This window comes from Streptomyces adelaidensis (assembly GCF_016598475.1).
In the GTDB taxonomy this organism is placed as follows: Bacteria; Actinomycetota; Actinomycetes; order Streptomycetales; family Streptomycetaceae; genus Streptomyces; species Streptomyces adelaidensis.
Map to the genome: position 1 here is coordinate 1 of NZ_JAEMUX010000026.1, position 17,997 is coordinate 17,997.

The 17,997-nt window shown below is 71.3% G+C and carries 18 protein-coding genes and 2 pseudogenes; 12 read left to right on the forward strand and 8 right to left on the reverse strand.

Annotation, left to right across the window (positions count from 1 at the left end; all coding sequences use genetic code 11):
- Together I8N67_RS17255 and I8N67_RS17260 are read right to left on the reverse strand one after the other, a co-directional pair.
- Nucleotides 1-193: pseudogene (locus I8N67_RS17255) on the reverse strand (hypothetical protein); the annotation flags it as partial.
- A gap of 92 nt (nt 194-285) precedes the next feature.
- Nucleotides 286-1,542 (reverse strand): trypsin-like serine peptidase, encoded by a 1,257-nt coding sequence (locus tag I8N67_RS17260; protein ID WP_200304005.1) that lies wholly within the window; start codon nt 1,540-1,542, stop codon nt 286-288.
- Nucleotides 1,543-2,042: 500 nt separating this feature from the next.
- Between I8N67_RS17260 and I8N67_RS17265 the strand changes: the two genes are divergently transcribed.
- The gene (locus I8N67_RS17265) at nt 2,043-2,828 is read left to right on the forward strand and encodes an NPP1 family protein (protein WP_200304006.1); all 786 of its coding nucleotides are present in this window, start codon (nt 2,043-2,045) and stop codon (nt 2,826-2,828) included.
- A gap of 154 nt (nt 2,829-2,982) precedes the next feature.
- On the opposite strand, the pseudogene I8N67_RS17270 reads toward I8N67_RS17265, so the two are convergent.
- The 3 genes and pseudogenes from I8N67_RS17270 to I8N67_RS17280 all read right to left on the reverse strand — a co-directional run.
- Nucleotides 2,983-3,507, reverse strand: a pseudogene (locus tag I8N67_RS17270) (hypothetical protein); the annotation flags it as partial.
- 89 nt (nt 3,508-3,596) lie between these two features.
- Nucleotides 3,597-4,319 carry a copper homeostasis protein CutC gene (locus I8N67_RS17275; RefSeq protein ID WP_200304007.1) on the reverse strand — a complete coding sequence of 241 codons (723 nt, stop codon included), beginning with the start codon at nt 4,317-4,319 and terminating at the stop codon, nt 3,597-3,599.
- A 212-nt stretch (nt 4,320-4,531) separates the two neighbouring features.
- Complete coding sequence (locus I8N67_RS17280) at nt 4,532-5,203, reverse strand: maleylpyruvate isomerase family mycothiol-dependent enzyme (protein WP_200304008.1); 672 nt, start codon at nt 5,201-5,203, stop codon at nt 4,532-4,534.
- A 55-nt stretch (nt 5,204-5,258) separates the two neighbouring features.
- On the opposite strand from I8N67_RS17280, the gene I8N67_RS17285 reads away from it, so the two are divergent.
- The 3 genes from I8N67_RS17285 (at nt 5,259) to I8N67_RS17295 (ending at nt 8,597) form a co-directional block, all read left to right on the forward strand.
- Complete coding sequence (locus tag I8N67_RS17285) at nt 5,259-5,981, forward strand: HD domain-containing protein (RefSeq protein ID WP_200304009.1); 723 nt, start codon at nt 5,259-5,261, stop codon at nt 5,979-5,981.
- Nucleotides 5,982-6,096: 115 nt separating this feature from the next.
- Nucleotides 6,097-7,392 (forward strand): Cmx/CmrA family chloramphenicol efflux MFS transporter, encoded by a 1,296-nt coding sequence (locus I8N67_RS17290; protein ID WP_307835264.1) that lies wholly within the window; start codon nt 6,097-6,099, stop codon nt 7,390-7,392.
- A gap of 29 nt (nt 7,393-7,421) precedes the next feature.
- A complete protein-coding gene (locus I8N67_RS17295; protein ID WP_200304081.1) occupies nt 7,422-8,597 on the forward strand; it encodes a GNAT family N-acetyltransferase in 1,176 nt (391 codons plus the stop codon).
- Between the two features lie 47 nt (nt 8,598-8,644).
- On the opposite strand, the gene I8N67_RS17300 is transcribed toward I8N67_RS17295, so the two are convergent.
- Entirely contained in the window at nt 8,645-8,917 is a 273-nt protein-coding gene (locus I8N67_RS17300) for a DUF4031 domain-containing protein (protein WP_200304010.1), read from the reverse strand.
- Nucleotides 8,914-9,309 (reverse strand): DUF8819 family protein, encoded by a 396-nt coding sequence (locus tag I8N67_RS17305; RefSeq protein ID WP_200304011.1) that lies wholly within the window; start codon nt 9,307-9,309, stop codon nt 8,914-8,916. Before I8N67_RS17305 ends, I8N67_RS17300 begins: the two co-directional genes overlap by 4 nt.
- Before the next feature lie 68 nt (nt 9,310-9,377).
- On the opposite strand from I8N67_RS17305, the gene I8N67_RS17310 reads away from it, so the two are divergent.
- The 6 genes from I8N67_RS17310 (at nt 9,378) to I8N67_RS17335 (ending at nt 13,619) form a co-directional block, all read left to right on the forward strand.
- The gene (locus I8N67_RS17310) at nt 9,378-10,403 is read left to right on the forward strand and encodes a MurR/RpiR family transcriptional regulator (RefSeq protein WP_372443731.1); all 1,026 of its coding nucleotides are present in this window, start codon (nt 9,378-9,380) and stop codon (nt 10,401-10,403) included.
- A 146-nt stretch (nt 10,404-10,549) separates the two neighbouring features.
- On the forward strand, nt 10,550-11,515 hold the full coding sequence (murQ, locus tag I8N67_RS17315) for an N-acetylmuramic acid 6-phosphate etherase (RefSeq protein ID WP_200304013.1): 966 nt from the start codon (nt 10,550-10,552) through the stop codon (nt 11,513-11,515).
- Nucleotides 11,516-11,566: 51 nt separating this feature from the next.
- On the forward strand, nt 11,567-11,887 hold the full coding sequence (locus I8N67_RS17320) for a GatB/YqeY domain-containing protein (RefSeq protein ID WP_200304015.1): 321 nt from the start codon (nt 11,567-11,569) through the stop codon (nt 11,885-11,887).
- Between the two features lie 44 nt (nt 11,888-11,931).
- Nucleotides 11,932-12,207 (forward strand): hypothetical protein, encoded by a 276-nt coding sequence (locus tag I8N67_RS17325; RefSeq protein WP_200304014.1) that lies wholly within the window; start codon nt 11,932-11,934, stop codon nt 12,205-12,207.
- A gap of 771 nt (nt 12,208-12,978) precedes the next feature.
- Nucleotides 12,979-13,299, forward strand: coding sequence for a GatB/YqeY domain-containing protein (locus I8N67_RS17330; RefSeq protein WP_200304015.1), 321 nt, complete (start codon nt 12,979-12,981; stop codon nt 13,297-13,299).
- A gap of 44 nt (nt 13,300-13,343) precedes the next feature.
- Nucleotides 13,344-13,619 (forward strand): hypothetical protein, encoded by a 276-nt coding sequence (locus tag I8N67_RS17335; RefSeq protein ID WP_200304014.1) that lies wholly within the window; start codon nt 13,344-13,346, stop codon nt 13,617-13,619.
- 947 nt (nt 13,620-14,566) lie between these two features.
- On the opposite strand, the gene I8N67_RS17340 is transcribed toward I8N67_RS17335, so the two are convergent.
- Complete coding sequence (locus I8N67_RS17340) at nt 14,567-15,361, reverse strand: hypothetical protein (protein ID WP_200304016.1); 795 nt, start codon at nt 15,359-15,361, stop codon at nt 14,567-14,569.
- Nucleotides 15,362-15,724: 363 nt separating this feature from the next.
- On the opposite strand from I8N67_RS17340, the gene I8N67_RS17345 reads away from it, so the two are divergent.
- A complete protein-coding gene (locus I8N67_RS17345; RefSeq protein WP_200304017.1) occupies nt 15,725-16,303 on the forward strand; it encodes a hypothetical protein in 579 nt (192 codons plus the stop codon).
- 35 nt (nt 16,304-16,338) lie between these two features.
- Entirely contained in the window at nt 16,339-17,724 is a 1,386-nt protein-coding gene (locus I8N67_RS17350; RefSeq protein ID WP_200304018.1) for a hypothetical protein, read from the forward strand.
- Nucleotides 17,725-17,997 lie beyond the last annotated feature (273 nt).

A 17,997-nucleotide genomic window follows, 5' to 3' on the forward strand; every position in this document is an offset into this window, starting at 1 on the left:
AACTCTCAAGTAGATGTGTTCCAAGAAAAGCGTGGTGGACCACGCGTTCGGCGTCGTGGAGTCCCAGGCCCAGAGCGCGACCGGCCGTGAAGACGACGTGGACCGCCAGGATGCAGGCGTCCTGGAGGACGTACCCGTCGACCTGTTCGCGGATGCCGGCGGGCAGCAGCTCCCACCACTCGGACGTGTTCATGCCGCTGAAGGTACGGGCACGCGCGACGGCCCCCGGCGACCGAGGTCACCGGGGGCCGATCAGGCACGAACGCGGTCTACGGCACGCGCGGCCTACTTGAACTTGTTGCTGGTGGCCAAGTAGACCCCCTTGGCGTTCTTGCCGAGGCGCGGGCCGGTGATGAAGGTGGAACGGTCGCTGAGCGAGTTGTTCGACACCAGGTACGTACGGCCCTTGTAGCTCATGAACCAGGGGCCGCCGGAGGCGCCGCCGTTCATGGTGCAGCCGACCATGTACTGGGCCGGGTACTTGCTCGGGTAGCTGTAGCCGAGGACGAAGCGCTTGGTCGCGCCCTGGCAGTGGTACATCTTCGAGCCGTCGTACTGGGCCTCGGCCGGGTAGCCGCGGACCTTCATGTTCTTGACCTTGTTGGCGGCGGGGGCGTTGAACCACACCGGTAGAGCCGAACCGGTGCGCTCCTCGAGGGACTTGGCGCCCTTCTCCGGCTTCACGTGCAGGACGGCGTAGTCGTACGCGGCGGCCACGGTGCCCTGGCTGGCGGCGCCGCCCTTGATCCAGGTGCCGGAGGTGGTGGCCCAGTCGGCCCAGGCGATGCCGTACGGGGAGACGTTGCCGGCGCGGTAGTTCTTCGACGCCTGGCTGATGTTCAGCTTGCCGCCGTTGTTGAAGGACGGGACGAAGGCGATGTTGCGGTACCAGCCGCCGCCCTTGCCCGCGTGCACGCAGTGCCCGGCGGTCCACACGAGGTTGGACTTGCCCGGGTGCGCCGGGTCCTTCACGACCGCCGCCGAGCAGACGCTCGACCCCTGGGGCGTGGTGAAGAAGAGCTTGCCGACCGAGGCGGCGTACTTGTGGTAGGTCGCCTTGACCTTGGTGGCCTTCTGCTTCTTGACCTTGCCGTCGGGCAGCCAGACCTGGGTGGTCCTACTGGAACCCGAGGAGGTGTTGCCCGCCTCGGCGATCGTCGGCAGCTCCGCCATGTTCTCCTTGGCCTCGGCTATGCGCTCCGGCGTCCAGAAGTCCTCGATGTACGGGTTGGCGAAGTCCTCCGCCTTGGAGGCCCAGTCGCTGCTGAAGTCCTGCCAGCCACCGTCCTTCCACTTCTGCAGCGCGTCGCCGGTGAGGTCGGTGGGGACGCCCTCGGGGAGCTTGAAGCCGCCGATGGTCGTGTCACCGCCGCTCTCGTTCTCGCCGGTGTCGATGCTGTCGCCCGCGCCCGCCTGGGCGGTCGTCGACGCCGAGGCCTTCGCCCCGCTCTCGTCGGTCTTGGAGCAACCAGTGGTCGTGACCAGCACGGCGGCGATCACGGCGGCCGCGGCCGTGAGGCCGCGGCGACGTATGGATGGCATGGATGGCATGGAGCGCGTCTCCCCGTGACTGAAACTTGTCATGCCCCGGCTTGGCCGGGGCGGAGACAACTATGCACGCGGGCAGGCGCGCGAATGATCGCCGGGCCGGTCCTTACGGCGACTTCACACACAACAACTACGTGGCGGAGATCGATCCGTGATGTGACACGACACGACGCCACGCCTCATGTCCCTGCGCGCCTCACGTCCCTGCGCGCCTCACGTCCCTGCGCGCCTCACGTCCCTGCGCGCCTCACGTCCCCTGCGCGCCTCACGTCCCCTGCGCGCCTCACGTCCCTGCGCGCCTCACGGGTCCTCGCAACTCACAGCCCATCCACATTGATTGATTCTTCATCACTCCGACACCTCCCGACACTTGTGCACCACCCGCGAGTAAGGCGAACCTGACCTGCGCATGCCATCCCCGCTTCGGCACATCGGCATGCCCCCACCCGGCTCCCGGCCGTCACCCCCGCGCCGCGGTCCATCAGGAGGTCGCAGTGAAGACAAGCTCACGTTCACGCACTTCGCGTCGTCTGCGCAGATCCGCAGTCACCCTCGGCGCCACCGTCGCGCTGGTCGTCGGCATCGCCGGCAGCGCGTACGCGGCTCCGCCCGCCGCGCTCCCCGCCAACGCGGAGACCCTGGAGACGACCTGGCAGCCGGCGTACGACTACGACACGGACGGCTGTTACTCCACCCCGGCCATCGGCCCCACCGGCACGGTCAACGGCGGCCTCAACCCGACCGGTTCGCTCAGCGGCGACTGCCACGACCAGTCGGACCTCGACAACACCAACGGCTACTCGCGCTACAAGTGCAACAACGGCTGGTGCGCGATCATGTACGACCTCTACTTCGAGAAGGACCAGGCGCTCGCCAACAGCAGCATCGGCGGCCACCGGCACGACTGGGAGCACGTCGTCGTCTGGGTCCAGAACGGCACCGCCCAGTACGTCTCGACCTCCAACCACGGCGACTTCACCGTGCACGCCGCGTCCTCGGTCCTCTGGACCGGCACGCACCCGAAGATCGTCTACCACAAGGACGGCGTCAGCACCCACTGCTTCCGCGTCGCGGGCTCGGGCGACGAGCCGCCGGAGAACGCCGAGCACACCTGGCAGTACCCGCCGCTCGTCGGCTGGAACGGCTACCCGTCCGGCATCCGCGACATCCTGGTCTCGTACAACTTCGGCAGCGCCAACTTCGGCCTGAAGGACGGCAGTTTCGCCTCCAACCTGGCACTGGCCAAGCCGTCGGGGATCTCCTTCGACCCGAACGCCTGAGGGTCGCGACGCGATTGAGGCCACCCCGGGGACGGTTCACCGCCCCGGGGTCGGCTCACGGCTGTCGTGGGGTCCGGCCCCCGTTCGTACGGCCGCCCTCCCGGCTCGCGCCCGACCGGCTCGCGCCCGACCGGCTCGCGCCCGACCGGCTCGCGCCCGACCGGCTCGCGCCCTCCGGCCAGACGACGTCCACCGGGAGGCCCGCCCGGCGGGCGTCGGCCACGGCTGTGGCGGTGCCGCCCCGTGCGGTGGAGGGCTGGCCGTCCCACACCGCGATCAGGCGGTCCGCGCGGCCCAGCAGTACGCGGTTCGCGTCCTCGTACGCCCGCCCGCCCGCGCTCGCGTGATCGAGGACGACCACCTCGTCCGCCGCCTCGACCAGCCGGTCGAACGTTTCGGCATGCTCGGCGCTCACCTGGCGCTCCCGGTAGTCCCGCGACGGAATCACCGCGACCAGCCGCCCACCGAGCGCGAGCACCGCCTCGGCGAAGAGCGAGTCCGCGCCGGCGGCGAGGCAGGAGATCCCGGTGATCCCGGTGATCCCGGTGATCCCGGTGATCCCAACTGTCCCGTCTCGTCCGTACGACTCGAGGGCCTCCCGCAGGGCCCGCCGTACGAGGGGGACGCTCGCCTCGGTCAGGTCCACGTGCCCGGTCACAGCGATGGCGATCGCGATCAAGCCGGTCTCACCCGCCCCACCCACTCGGCTCGAAGAGGTTCGCGGATCTTATGCCGCCGCCTCCGCGACTACAACGCCGGCGCGAGGCCTCAGCGCAGCGCGCTGCGGCCGGCGCGGCCGACCCGGGTGTCGATCGCTGTGCGCCATCGCCGTACGGCGTCGGCGTCGACCGGGGTGGTCCAGCCGTCGGGGCGGGCGGCGCCGCCGATGTGGAAGGCGTCGACGCCGGCGGCGCGGAGGGTGGGTACGTGGTCGAGGCGGAGGCCGCCGCCGACCATGAGGCGCTGGGTGTAGCCCGGCTCGCCCCGGCGCGCGGCCTCGGCGAACAGGGCGGACATCCCGTCGTCGACGCCGTCCGCCGAGCCGGCCGTGAGGTAGGTGTCCAGGCCCGGCAGGTCGGCGAGCTGCTTGCGCAGGGCGTCGCGGTCGGCGGCGCGGTCGACGGCCCGGTGGAACGTCCACCGGCAGCCGTCCAGCTCCGCGATCACTCTCTCCAGGGCGCCCAGGTCGGGCGAGCCGCCCTCGTCCAGGAATCCGAGCACGAACTCCTCCGCCCCGGCCGCCCGCATGTCGCACGCCGCCCGTACGAGCGAGTCGGCGTCCCCCACGGCGAAGCCGTCGGCCAGCCGCAGCATGACCCGTGCGGGGATGTCCACGGCGCCGTGCACCTCGACGAACGTCCCCACCGACGGGGTCAGCCCGTCCGCCGCCATGTCGGCGACCAGCTCCAGCCGGTCCGCTCCTCCGGCCTGGGCGGCGACGGCGTCCTCGACACCGAGGGCGATCACCTCCAGGAGCACGCGCGTGGCCATGGGGCCCCTTTTCTCTGGTGTCTGCCGCCGTACGCCAACAGGTCTAAACCAATTTACAACAACCCCGTCCGTCTGACCCATGCCTCACGATTCGCATCCACGCGACCACTCTCCGCACCTACCCTCAAATCGGCGCGGTCCAACAAGCCCGGCTGTACGAGCGCCAGTTGCCCGATGCGGCTGGGGGCGGCGCTCCCGCTCCCGCCGGCCCCTCAGCCGTAGAGGCTGAGCTCGGTCTCCGTCGCCCCCGCCAGCTCGTACTTCGTTCCGGCGAGCGGGCGGGCCGCGTAGAGGCGTACGAGGGTCGTGGCGTCGCCCAGGTATCGGGCGGGTGGGCGTTCGCCCGTGGGGGCGCCGAGGAGCAGGGGCTCGTCGGTGTCGTCGAGGTCGGCGTGGACGGCGACGTGTCGGCGAGTGCGCGTCAGGTGGGCCAGCAGCTCCAGGGCGAGGCCGAGCCGGGCACCGCCGTAGGCGTCACTCTCGCCCCAGGCTTCCCGTACGTCTCCGGCGTGGACCCATTCCCCGAGGGCGAGGCCGTCCAGCGAGCCGCCCGCCTCGGCGATCACCGGTCCGGCCTCGGTCATCCCGCGCTCCAGCTCGTCGATGACCTTCCCGAGGGACCACGCGTCCCGTTCGGCGATGTCCCGGTCGTTCGACTCCGGGCTGAACACCCCCTCCTCGAACCGGCCCTCCACGGCCCGTGACAACGCGGCCCCGCAGTGCGCGAGCACATGCCGCACGGTCCAGCCGGGGCAACAGGTCCTGATCCCGAAGTCCGCCTCCGGCCGCTCCCGCAGCAGCGGCACCAGTTCGTCACGCTCGGCGGCCAACAGCCGGCCGGGCAGCTCGGGGTCCCGTACATCGTGCGTATCGGCAACTGTCATGAGGTCCACGCTAGGAGGAGAGGCCCTTTCCTGTCAGCCACGACACAATGACCCCATGGCCGACGCCCACGACGCCCACGACCTCCACGACCTCCACGACGCCCTGCGCGACCGCTGGCTGCCCGCCCTGCTCTCCGCCCGCGAGGGCGCCCCCGGCCCCGCGCCGGCCCCGTACGCCGAGAACCTGATCGCGCGCTGGTCGGAGCCGCAGCGGAAGTACCACACGCTCGACCACCTGACCGCCGTCCTGGACCGTGTCGACGTGCTGGCGGAGTACGCCGCCGACCCGGACCTCGTACGGCTCGCCGCCTGGTTCCATGACGCCGTGTACCACCCGGAGCGGTCGGAGAACGAGGAGCGGTCGGCGCGGCTGGCCGAGCGGGCGCTGGTCGAGGCCGGGCTGGGGCAGGAGAAGGTGGCGGAGGTCGCCCGCCTGGTCCGGCTGACCGTGACGCATGACCCGGCCGGTGGCGATCCGAACGGGCAGGTGCTGTGCGACGCGGATCTGGCCGTTCTGGCGTCACCGCCCGACGCGTACGCCGCCTATGCCGCCGCCGTGCGTACGGAGTACGGATTCGTGCCGGACGACGCCTTCCGGGCGGGCCGGGCGGCGGTACTGCGGCAGCTGCTGGAGCTGCCGCGGCTGTTCAGGACGCCGTACGGGGAGCGGGAGTGGGAGCGTCGGGCGAGGGAGAACCTCCGGGCGGAGCTGACGGAGCTGGCCGGCCTGGCCGACCCGACCAGCCCGACCAGCCCGACGGACCTGGCGGCGCGGTGAAGCGGCGTGGCCCGGCCGACGCGCGGGAATGCGGTCCTCAGACCGTCGGTTGCCCATGAACATGCCCTCACCCGCCCCCGCCGCCGCCGCCGCCCAGGAGCATGCCCGCTTCCGGATACCTCTCTCCGTCTACGTCCTCGGCCTCGCCGTCTTCGCGCTCGGGACGAGTGAGTTCATGCTCTCGGGGCTGCTGCCGCCCATCGCGGAGGACATGGACGTGTCGATTCCGCGGGCGGGGCTGCTGATCTCGGCGTTCGCCATCGGAATGGTCGTCGGGGCGCCGCTGCTGGCTGTCGCGACGCTGCGGCTGCCGCGCCGGACGACCCTCGTCACGCTGATCACGGTCTTCGGGTTCGGGCAGATCGCGGGGGCGCTCGCGCCGAGCTACGGCGTGCTCTTCGCGTCGCGGATCGTGAGCGCGCTGGCGTGCGCCGGGTTCTGGGCGGTCGGGGCGGCCGTGGCCGTCGCGATGGTGCCGGTGAACGCGCGGGCCAGGGCGCTGGCCATCATGATCGGCGGGCTGTCGATCGCCAATGTGCTGGGCGTGCCGGCGGGGGCGTTCCTCGGCGAGCACTTCGGGTGGCGGTCGGCGTTCTGGGCCGTGGCGGGCGCCTCGGCGGTCGCGCTGGCCGGGGTCGTCGCGCTGGTGCCCGCGATCCCGCTGCCCGAGCGGCGGCCCCGGCTCGGCGACGAGGCGCGGATCTACCGCGAGCCGCAGGTCTGGCTCACCATCACCGTCGTGGCACTGTCGGCCGGCGGGGTGTTCTGCGCGTTCAGTTATCTCGCGCCGCTGCTCACGGACGTGGCCGGGCTGGACGACGGCTGGGTGCCGCCCGTGCTCGCCCTGTTCGGGGTGGGGGCGCTGATCGGCACCGCGGTCGGCGGGCGGATCGCGGACGCGCACCTCTTCGGGGTGCTGCTCAGCGGGCTCGCCGCCTCGACCGTGCTGCTCGTGGCGCTCGCGCTCCTCGCCGAGTACGCCGTCGCCGCCGTGCTCCTCTCCTTCCTCCTCGGGGTGTCCTGCTTCTACACCGCCCCGGCCCTCAACGCCCGTCTGTTCAACGTCGCCGGCGCCGCCCCCACCCTCGCCGGCGCCACCACCACGGCCGCGTTCAACCTCGGCAACAGCGGCGGCCCCTGGATCGGCGGGACGGTCATCGACGCGGGCTTCGGCTTCACCTCCACGGCCTGGGCGGGCGGCGCCATCACCGCCGCCGCCATCGGCACCACCGCCGTATCGCTGCGCCTGCACCGGCGCACACGGGAAAACGGCGGTTCCCGGGTCGTCACCGGTGCCACCGCCGAGACCGGCACGACCGTCGAGAGCGGCCCCACCGTCGAGACCGGCGCCGCCGTCGATACGGCCGCCGACCCCTCCCCGGCCGTAAATCCAGTACGTAGGGACCTCTGACGCCACCTATCCTCGCCGCCATGCGACCAATGGGTGGGGACCAGGTACTGGCAGCCGTCGAGCACAGCGTCGCGGTGCTGCGGACCGTGGCGGACCGGGACTGGGAAGGCGTCAAGGCGGGGCGGCTGGAGTGGAGTTGCCGTAGGACGGCGGAGCACATCGCGTCGGATCTGATCGCGTACGCGGGGCAGTTGGCGGGGCGGCCGACGCGGCGGTACGTGCCGTTCGAGATCGACATGGCGGAGTGCGAGGACAACGCCGACGTGCTGGAGGTGATCGACGCGACGGGGGCGCTGCTCGCGGCCGCCGTCCGTACGACTCCGCCCGAGGTGCGCGCGTTCCATCCGTATCCGTTCCGCGCGGCCGACCGTGAGGGGTTCGCGGCGATGGGCGTCGCGGAGGTGCTGCTGCACACGTACGACATCGCGGAGGGACTGGGGACGACGACGGGGGCGGGGCCGGAGACGGGGCCGGAGGTGGGGACGGAGACGGGGCCGGGGCTCGCGGGGGCCACGGGTGCCGCGTACGCGCCGCCGCCCGTCGGGCTGTGCGAGTCCGTCCTCGCGCGCCTCTTCCCGCACGTCAGGCCCGGTGACGACCCCTGGGCGACGCTGCTGTGGGCCACCGGCCGGGGCGAGCTGCCGGGCCGGGCCCCGGTCACCGAGTGGCGGTGGAGCAACCCGCTGCACATCGACGGCGAGCGCCTCGTCCTCCAGGGCATCCACCCGGCGGCGGCCGCCGACCTCGCCGAGGGCGGCACCGGCGGCTTCGACTGGATCGTGGGCGGCCCGATCGAGGGCACCCGGATCGGGGCCGGGCTGGTCTTCCAGGCGTACGAGGCGGGGGTGCACCGGCCGGAGTGGGGCATGTTCGTCCTGGTCCGCAAGGAGGACGGGCTCGCCGTCGGCGCGCTCGGCTACCACGGCGCCCCGGACGAGGAGGGCCGCGTCGAGATCGGCTACGACCTCGTCGAGGGGGCGCGCGGCCGGGGTTACGCCACCGAGGCGCTGCGCACGCTGGCCGGCTGGGCTCGGCGACGGGCCGAGGAGCAGGGGGACGTACGGTCGCTGTTCGCGGTGGTCGACAAGGTCAACACCCCTTCGCAGGGCGTCGTTTCGCGGGCCGGATTCGACAAGGTGAGCGACGACTGGGGCGACGGGGAGCACGGCGAGCAGTTCGCGTACGAACTCCGTCTGCGCGACTGACGTACGCCGGGTCCGACCCGGCGTACGTCAGTCGCCCGCGCGTACGGTCACGCCGTCGGCCCCCGCCGCTTCGGCCTCCTCAGCCCCGCCTCCGTGAGCCTGCGCAGCAGTTCCTTCGGGCCCACCTCCACGGCCCCCGCCCGCACGACGTCCGCGTAGCGGTGGGACGGGATGTCGTAGTGGTCGCGCTCGAAGGCGCGCTCGGGCACGCCCAACCGGCCGGCGAAGGCGTGCAGTTCCTCGAAGGAGACGTCGCTCACGAGGTGGGACCAGAGCCGCCCGTGCCCCGGCCAGGTGGGCGGGTCGATGTAGACGGTCACGGGGACGGCGTCCCGCCCGTGGCGCCCGCGAGCGCCCCCACCGCCGCGACCCGCACGCCCGCCTTGTGGCACACCCACTGCGGATCGGGCCCGAGCTCCGGCTCGACATCGAGGGCGTGCGGGTCGCCGGCCTCGCAGACCGGACAGAGGGGCCAGCGGCCGTAGCGCTCCAGCAGGGCGTCCTGCACGTCCTGGGCGACGAGCCCCGCGACGTACGCCGCCCCGTCCGGCCACTGCTCGACCCACCAGCGGCGCTGTACGACAGACTCCTCGACCATCGACACGACGTCCGCCTCGGCGACCCTGCCCGCCACCAGATCGGCGAGGACGAGGGCGCGGGCCGCGTGCAGCGCCTGCTCAAGGGGGCTCACGGGGTCACTGCTGGGGCTCATGCCTCCATTGTGCGCACCCTTGACCTCACCACCGAACAGAAAATATCTTTCATGATGTGAGTGATGACGTGAAGGAAATTTTCGCACCGCCGGAGGGACGGCCGGTCGAGAGACGACCGATCGAGGGCCGGAACGCGAAGGACGCAAAGGACGCGAAGGACGCAAAGAACGCGAGGGCCGGGAAGGCCGCGAAACCGGCCCCACTCGCGCCCCCCGCCCCCGCCGCCCTCGCCGCGAAGGTGCGGACGCTGGCCCCGTCGATGACCCGCTCCATGCAGCGGGTCGCGGAGGCTGTCGCGGGCGACCCGGCGGGCTGCGCGGCGCTCACGGTCACCGGCCTCGCCGAGCTCACCGGCACCAGCGAGGCGACGGTGGTCCGTACCGCCCGCATCCTCGGCTACCCCGGCTACCGCGACCTGCGCCTCGCCCTGGCCGGCCTCGCCGCCCACCAGCAGTCGGGCCGCGCGCCCTCGGTGACGGCCGACATCGCGGTCGACGACCCGCTCCCGGACGTCGTCGCCAAGCTCGCCCACGACGAGCAGCAGACCCTCGCGGACACGGCGGCCGGACTGGACATGGCCCAGCTCGGCTCGGCGGTCGGCGCGCTCGCCGGGGCCCGCCGCATAGACGTCTACGGCGTCGGGGCGTCCGGCCTGGTCGCCCAGGACCTCACGCAGAAGCTGCTCCGCATAGGGCTGATAGCCCAGGCGCACAGCGACCCGCACCTCGCAGTCACCAACGCGGTGCAGCTCCGCGCGAAGGACGTGGCGATCGCGATCACCCACTCCGGTTCGACGGGCGACGTCATCGAGCCACTGCGGGTCGCCTTCGATCACGGTGCCACGACCATCGCGATCACCGGGCGCCCGGACGGGCCGGTGTCCCAGTACGCCGATCACGTCCTGACGACGTCCACGGCCCGGGAGAGCGAGCTGCGGCCGGCGGCGATGTCGTCCCGGACGAGTCAGCTGCTGGTGGTGGACTGCCTGTTCGTCGGGGTCGCGCAACGGACGTACGAGTCGGCGGCGCCGGCGCTGTCCGCGTCGTACGAGGCGTTGGCGCACCGGCACCGCAGCGGCGGGCCCTCGCGGTAGACAGGTCTGGGGACGAACCGCCGTGAACCGCCGTAGTCGTCCGCGGGTTCGTCGTGGCTTGTCGCGCGGTTCCCCGCGCCCCTGAAAGCCAAAGCAGGGCGCTGATCGCACCACCGCACGGAAATTGAACGGAAATGAGTCGCCCCATGCCCTCCCTCCCCTCCCTCCCCTCCTCCGCCAACCACCTCGCCGTACGGGCCGAGTTGGAGTCGCTGACCACGGAGGCGTTCCGTCCGGAGCTGGCGGACATCGATCAGTTGCCGACCCTCGACATCGCGAAGCTGATGAACACCGAGGACGCGGCGGTGCCCACGGCGGTCTCCGCGCAGCTGCCCCTCATCGCGGCGGCGATCGACGCGATCGCCGAGCGGATGGCCCGGGGCGGCCGGCTGATCTACGCGGGCGCGGGCACGGCGGGCCGGCTGGGCGTGCTCGACGCGTCGGAGTGCCCGCCGACCTTCAACACGGCCCCTTCCCAGGTCGTGGGCCTGATCGCGGGCGGCCGGGAGGCCATGGTCACGTCGATCGAGGGCGCGGAGGACTCGGCGGGGCTGGCCAGGACCGACCTCGACGCGCTCGCCCTGACGCCCGACGACACGGTGGTCGGCGTCTCCGCGTCCGGCCGCACCCCGTACGCGGTCGGCGCGGTGGAGCACGCGCGCGCGGCCGGCGCCCTGACGGTCGGCCTGTCCTGCAACGCGGCCAGCGCGCTCGCGACCGCGGCGGACCACGGCATCGAGATCGTCGTGGGCCCCGAGCTGGTCACCGGCTCGACCCGTCTCAAGGCCGGCACCGCCCAGAAACTCGTCCTCAACATGCTCTCGACGATCACCATGATCCGCCTCGGCAAGACCTACGGAAACCTCATGGTCGACGTCCGCGCCACCAACGACAAACTCCGCGCCCGCTCCCACCGCATCGTCGCCCTCGCCACGGGCGCGACGGACGAGGAGATCGAAACGGCCCTCACCGAATCCAACGGCCAGGTCAAGAACGCCATCCTGACCCTCCTGAGCGGCACGGACGCCCCCACGGCGACCCGCCTGCTGACGGAGAACGAGGGCCACCTGCGCGCCGCGCTGGCAGCGGCGGGGGCGGCGCCACGGGCATAGGGTCTCGGCATGTCCTTACGTGTTCGAATGCGGGTAGCCCTGCCGGAAGCGATGCGCGCCCGCGACAAGGCCGCGGTGAGCGCCCTGCGCACGACGCTCGCCGCGCTGGACAACGCCGAGGCGGTGCCCGTGGACGAGGCCGACTCGCGTGGCCCGGCCCTCGAACTGTCACCGGTCGGCGCCGGGGCCACCGAGGCGGCCCGACGTGAGCTGAGCGAGGGCGGGGTGGTGGACATCGTGCGCGCCGAGGCCGGCGAACGACTGGAAGCCGCAGCGCGGTTGACCGCGCCCGCGCACGCCGACCGAGCCGCGCGGCTCCGCGCGGAGGCCGCCGTGCTGCTCCGGTTCCTCGACGGTCACGGGACCCCGTAGGAAACGGCGGAGCCGTCTACCGGGCAGGGCTTCGGCGTAGTCGTGTGACGCCCTGGCCGCGCCGGAGCCCGATCAGCATCCTGGCCATCGCCGTTCTGGCCGTCACCCGCGCCCGCACCGCGACTGCCACCATGGCCGTCGGCCTCATCCCGATCAGCGCACGCGAGCCGCTGGCCATCCTGCGGGCAACCGCCCCGCCCCCGCTCCGCCACGACATCGGCCATGTCCCGCACCGGTCCGTCCGGCGACGCCGTCACCAAGCCATCGCGCAAGCCTGTCACCGGCGCTGGAACGACATCACCGCCACCGCGACCACCTGACACCACCATGACGATCAGGAACTACAGCTGCCGGGACAGAGGCGTCATCGCTTGCCGGGAAAACGTTCGTTACGTACCCCAGACCACAGCTTGACGGCCGCGAGCAATTGCCACATGATCAAATCGAGACTGGAATGCCCACGGTCGTTGCCCGTGACCTGAGTTGAACTCGGAAAAGGTCGCGTCAACGAGGAAGGGCGCCAGCACTTTCAAAGGTACTGAAGAGATCGCGTGAAGAAAGGAAGCACATGTTTCGCATGCGTTATAAGGCCGCGGGTGTAGCGCTCGCCGCAGCACTCATCGGCGGCATCGCCCTCGCTACCCCCGCCTCCGCCGCTGAGCTCGGAGAAGTGGGGGTCAGCGCGACAACAGAAGAAGCGAGCGCATCTTGGGGGGCCGGCTGGGACAAGTGCCGGGCCACGTACCCCTCAACAAAGTCGATCAGGCGGGGCCCGAGTAACGTAGGAGCGGACGAGAGCGGCGCAAACGTAAAGTGGCTTACCTATTGGACGTGCTACGACACCACGAATGCCACCTGATTCCGCGAGGCCGCCGACCCACTGTCGAGGTCTCTTGGTCACGTGACGTTGGAAGATCCAGCAGCGCTTCGGCGTAGTCGTGGCCTGAGTGGGTCTTCCCGATGTGTGTCGGCGGTGGCCGGACGCGGGACAGGCACGAGCTGCCGAGATCATGTGGGTGTCGGGTCCAGTGACCCCTACGGAAGCCCGTGCCTGTCGGCGTATCCTCTCCGATGCCGCCCGTCCGGAAGCGATGCGCGCCCGCGACAAGGCCGCGGTGAGCGCCCTGCGCACGACGCTCGCCGCGCTGGACAACGCCGAGGCGGTGCCCGTGGACGAGGCCGACTCGCGTGGCCCGGCCCTCGAACTGTCACCGGTCGGCGCCGGGGCCACCGAGGCGGCCCGACGTGAGCTGAGCGAGGGCGGGGTGGTGGACATCGTGCGCGCCGAGGCCGGCGAACGACTGGAAGCCGCAGCGCGGTTGACCGCGCCCGCGCACGCCGACCGAGCCGCGCGGCTCCGCGCGGAGGCCGCCGTGCTGCTCCGGTTCCTCGACGGTCACGGGACCCCGTAGGAAACGGCGGAGCCGTCTACCGGGCAGGGCTTCGGCGTAGTCGTGTGACGCCCTGGCCGCGCCGGAGCCCGATCAGCATCCTGGCCATCGCCGTTCTGGCCGTCACCCGCGCCCGCACCGCGACTGCCACCATGGCCGTCGGCCTCATCCCGATCAGCGCACGCGAGCCGCTGGCCATCCTGCGGGCAACCGCCCCGCCCCCGCTCCGCCACGACATCGGCCATGTCCCGCACCGGTCCGTCCGGCGACGCCGTCACCAAGCCATCGCGCAAGCCTGTCACCGGCGCTGGAACGACATCACCGCCACCGCGACCACCTGACACCACCATGACGATCAGGAACTACAGCTGCCGGGACAGAGGCGTCATCGCTTGCCGGGAAAACGTTCGTTACGTACCCCAGTCCACAGCTTGACGGCCGCGAGCAATTGCCACATGATCAAATCGAGACTGGAATGCCCACGGTCGTTGCCCGTGACCTGAGTTGAACTCGGAAAAGGTCGCGTCAACGAGGAAGGGCGCCAGCACTTTCAAAGGTACTGAAGAGATCGCGTGAAGAAAGGAAGCACATGTTTCGCATGCGTTATAAGGCCGCGGGTGTAGCGCTCGCCGCAGCACTCATCGGCGGCATCGCCCTCGCTACCCCCGCCTCCGCCGCTGAGCTCGGAGAGGTGAGGGTCAGCGCGACAACAGAAGAAGCGAGCGCATCTTGGGGGGCCGGCTGGGACAAGTGCCGGGCCACGTACCCCTCAACAAAGTCGATCAGGCGGGGCCCGAATTACGGAGTAGGGCAGACCGGCGCAGCCGCACAGTGGAATACCTATTGGACGTGCTACAACACCACGAACGCCACCTGATTCCGCGAGGCCGCCGACCCACTGTCGAGGTCTCTTGGTCACGTGACGTTGGAAGATCCAGCAGCGCTTCGGCGTAGTCGTGGCCTGAGTGGGTCTTCCCGATGTGTGTCGGCGGTGGCCCGGACGCGGGACAGGCACGAGCTGCCGAGATCATGTGGGTGTCGGGTCCAATGACCCCTACGGAAGCCCGTGCCTGTCGGCGTATCCTCTCCGATGCCGCCCGTCCTTGACCAACTCCGTGACCAGCCTGATGCCGCACCGCACCGGCCACGCGATCCCCCTCGGCCCTCTCACCGGTCACCACGGCTCAGCAACTCTCTGCCGTCGCCGGGCACGATCTCACGCCCCCACAACCCCACATCAAGATCGAGAAGTTGTTTCTCGACAGACCCCTGCTCTACCGGGCCCGGATCACCAGCGCCATATCCATCTCGGGCGGCGGCCCGCCCGCCCTTCCCAGACGCGGCAGGCGGCCTCCCACTCCTTGCGGGCCTTCGCCCGGTCCGGGATCAGGGACACGGCCAGCTGGTCGCGCTCACGTTCTTTCTCCGCCTTCCGCTCGGCCGTCTCCGCCTGGAGTTCGCGGAGCCGGACCTTGATGTCCGCTGCCCGCTGCTCGCGGTCCTTTCGGTATTCGGCATCGCGCAGCACCGCGGCGTTGATCTGCTTGACGAAACCCGTGACGTCTCTCTTGTCGGGCCGCGGATACTCGACGCTGTCCCTGCCTTTTGGCCAGGTCACAGTTATGGAACCGCGATCGCTGTTCAAAACGGCCTTGGCCTTGAGCCCTTGCAGGGGAAGTTCCCGGCGGACCCGCTCAGGCAGCGACTGCTTCCCCTCCGGCGGCCTGATCACGAGACGCAGGGCGTGCTCGTACAACACCAGGTCGCCGAGCCTGCAACGCTCGTCGCCCGGGACATCGCGGAGCAGCTTCTTTCGTTCCTCCTCCAGCGCCTCGGCCTCCTTCCGTCCTTCCCGTCCGACGGCCGTGACACCGTTGTTGGCCTGTCTGATCTTTCGACGGCGCTGCCCCTCCACCGCACGCCTGCGCAGCCGCGTCTTGTGCAACTCCCGCCGCGTGTCGGCGTGTTCCGGATCGAAGGCGTAGCGCCAGCGGCCCCACCGGAACGGGTAGAGCAGTACCTGCCTGCCCACCAGGGCGGCCACGACCGCGACCGGCAACAACGACAAGACAACGATCTCCACTGTCCGGCCTTCCCCCACGCGCCACTGGTGTGCCGCCAGCAGTGTCCCGCCGGGAGGCGGTTCACGGAACAGGGCGTCGGGTCACGGTTCGGCCGGAGACCCTCTCCGTACGGGACCCTGAATACCGCCCTGGCAAGCCGGAACACGGTCGATGCGGTATAGGCCGATCGGCCCGTTCGCCCCGGTGTTCTTGAGGGCGTCCACATCCGGCACCGCCGTTGTCAGTGGGGTGTGGCACCGTGGGGGCGGTCGATGTCCCAGTCGATGTCTCTCAGCCGCTGTCTCAGCCTTTGTGCCAGTCGTTGTGTCAGTCGTTGTGTCAGTCGTTGTGTCAGTCGAAGTCTTCGGGGAAGGACCGAGCCCGTGAATCACGCCCAGCTCACCGCACTCGGCCGCGCCCTGCGCGTGCTCGGGGAGCACGGTGACGCGCTGAGTGCCGATATGCCGGACGCCCGCCTGCACGAGGTGAAGGCGGACATCAAGCGGGCCCTGGAGCTGCTGGACGAGACGGTGACGACGGCCGCGCCGACGACACGGTGCGCGGAGCATCCGAACGGGCCGGTCGACAAGGAGGCACCGGACCTCTGTCTGCTCTGTGAGACCCGTCGCCGCGCGGCCCGCCGCACCCGGCTGAACGAGAGCTACGGCCCTCCCCGCCCCACCGGCCCCGCCACCCCCACCCCCTCGCGCTACGGCGTACGGGACGACCGCCCCCAGCCGCAGCAGCGCTGGCTCCCGGAGGCGTGGAACGGCCAGGTCTGGCAGCTCTGCGGCACCCCGCGCCGCGACCGCCGCGAGGCCGAGCTCTTCCTCGCCGCCCAGCGCCGCGGCCCCCGCCCCGCCATCGCCTACCGCCTGGTCTACGAGTTCACCGACTACGAGGTCCTGCGGATCTGGGGCGAGCCGCTCCGGGTCGACATCGAACCGCTGGGGAACCTGTAGGAGAGCCCGAATGCCGGGCCGACTACCTTGGGCGCATGGTGAGTCTCAAGCATCCGCGGCTGTCCGGGCTGGGGCGGAACCCGGCGGCTCCTGAGGACGTACTCGTGCGGCTGGCCGCGCACAAGGCCGGGCGGGACGGGCTCGCGATGCGGCAGGGGCAGCTGCCGGACGCCGTCGTCGAGGCGCTGCTGACCCACGGCGACGGCATCGACGCGACGGTGCGCCTTCGCACGGACCGGCTCTCCCCGGCCATGCGCCGCCGGATAGCCGAGCATCCCGACCCGGCCGTCCGCGACGCGCGCGCCGACTTCGTCCGCCACAGCGTGGACACTGGTGTGCCGGTCGGCGTCGACGCCCTGGAGGAGACCTACGGCCGGTTCCGGACCGCACTCGCCGAAGACCCGGACCCGAAGCTGCGCGCCGCGGTCGCCCGGGACTGGCACGACCGGCCCGCCTCGGTGCAGGCGGCACTGCTCGCCGACCCCGATCCGCTGGTCCGCGGCGCCGCCACCAACCACGAGCGACCGGGTGTCCCGCCAAAGTGGCGGGACCGCTGCCTCGCCGACCCGGCCACGCGGGCCAACGTCGCGAGCTACGTCCCGCTCACGGCCGACCAGTTCGAGCGGCTCGTACAACTCATGCGGGCCGATGACGAGGAGGCCGAGGACCTCCAGTACTGCGTCGCCAGGAACCCGCACCTGACGGCCGACATGGTCGCCCGGCTCCTCGACTTCGACGACCCGGCGGTCCGCGCCGCGGTGGCGCAGAGCCGCCACGTAGACGCCGAGACCCGCGACCGGCTCTACGCCCTCCTCGAAGCCGAGAGCGCCAACGGAAACACCGGCGCCAGGCTGGCCCTGACCTGGAACTTCACCGAACCGAGCTGGCTCCGCGAAGCCCCCCTCGACGAGCGGCTGACCTACCTGGACTGCCCGTACCCCGTCTTCCGGCGCGTACTGGCCACCTGCCGCGACCTCCCCGAGGAGGCATGGCAGCGGCTGGACGACGACCCGGATCTCCTGGTCCGCCGCGCCGCCGCCCGCCGGCCGGACACACCACCGCACGTCCTGGAACGGCTGATACGCGGCCACGGCGACGTCTTCCACGTCCGCCCGCTGCTCGTCGAACACCCCAACTTCCCCCGCCACACCCTGCGCACACTCGTCGACGAACCCGACCCGCACGTCCACTACGTCGCCCTCCAGGACCCCGAGCTACCCGTCCCGGCCCTTCAGCGCCTCGCCGCCGCCACGTCGGAACCCTTCGTACGCCGCGGCGTCGCCCGCCACCCCAACATCACGGACCCGCTCCTCGACCAGCTCCTGTCCGACCCGGACCCCAACGTCGCCGACGACGCCGCCGCGAACGCCGCGCTGCGGCCCGCCCGGATGTACGGCATCCTCAGCGACGCCGCCCTCTGACGCCTCGCGCAGCACGGCGGCGAGGCGCGCGGCGACGAGGAGGTTGCAGCGGCCCAGATCCACGAGGGGGTAGGGCAGTTCGCTGGCCCCGGTCAGCGGGTCGACCCGCAGCGACGGCAGGATGACGCCGACCGCGCGCAGCGCCGAGTCCAGTTGCTCCACGGCGTGCTCCGTCGACAGGCTTGCGTTTTTCACGGGCACGACCTCCACGCTGAGTTGGATGTTCAGCACACAGCGTGGCGGAGAGGCGTCTAGCCTGGCCAGACAGGACGC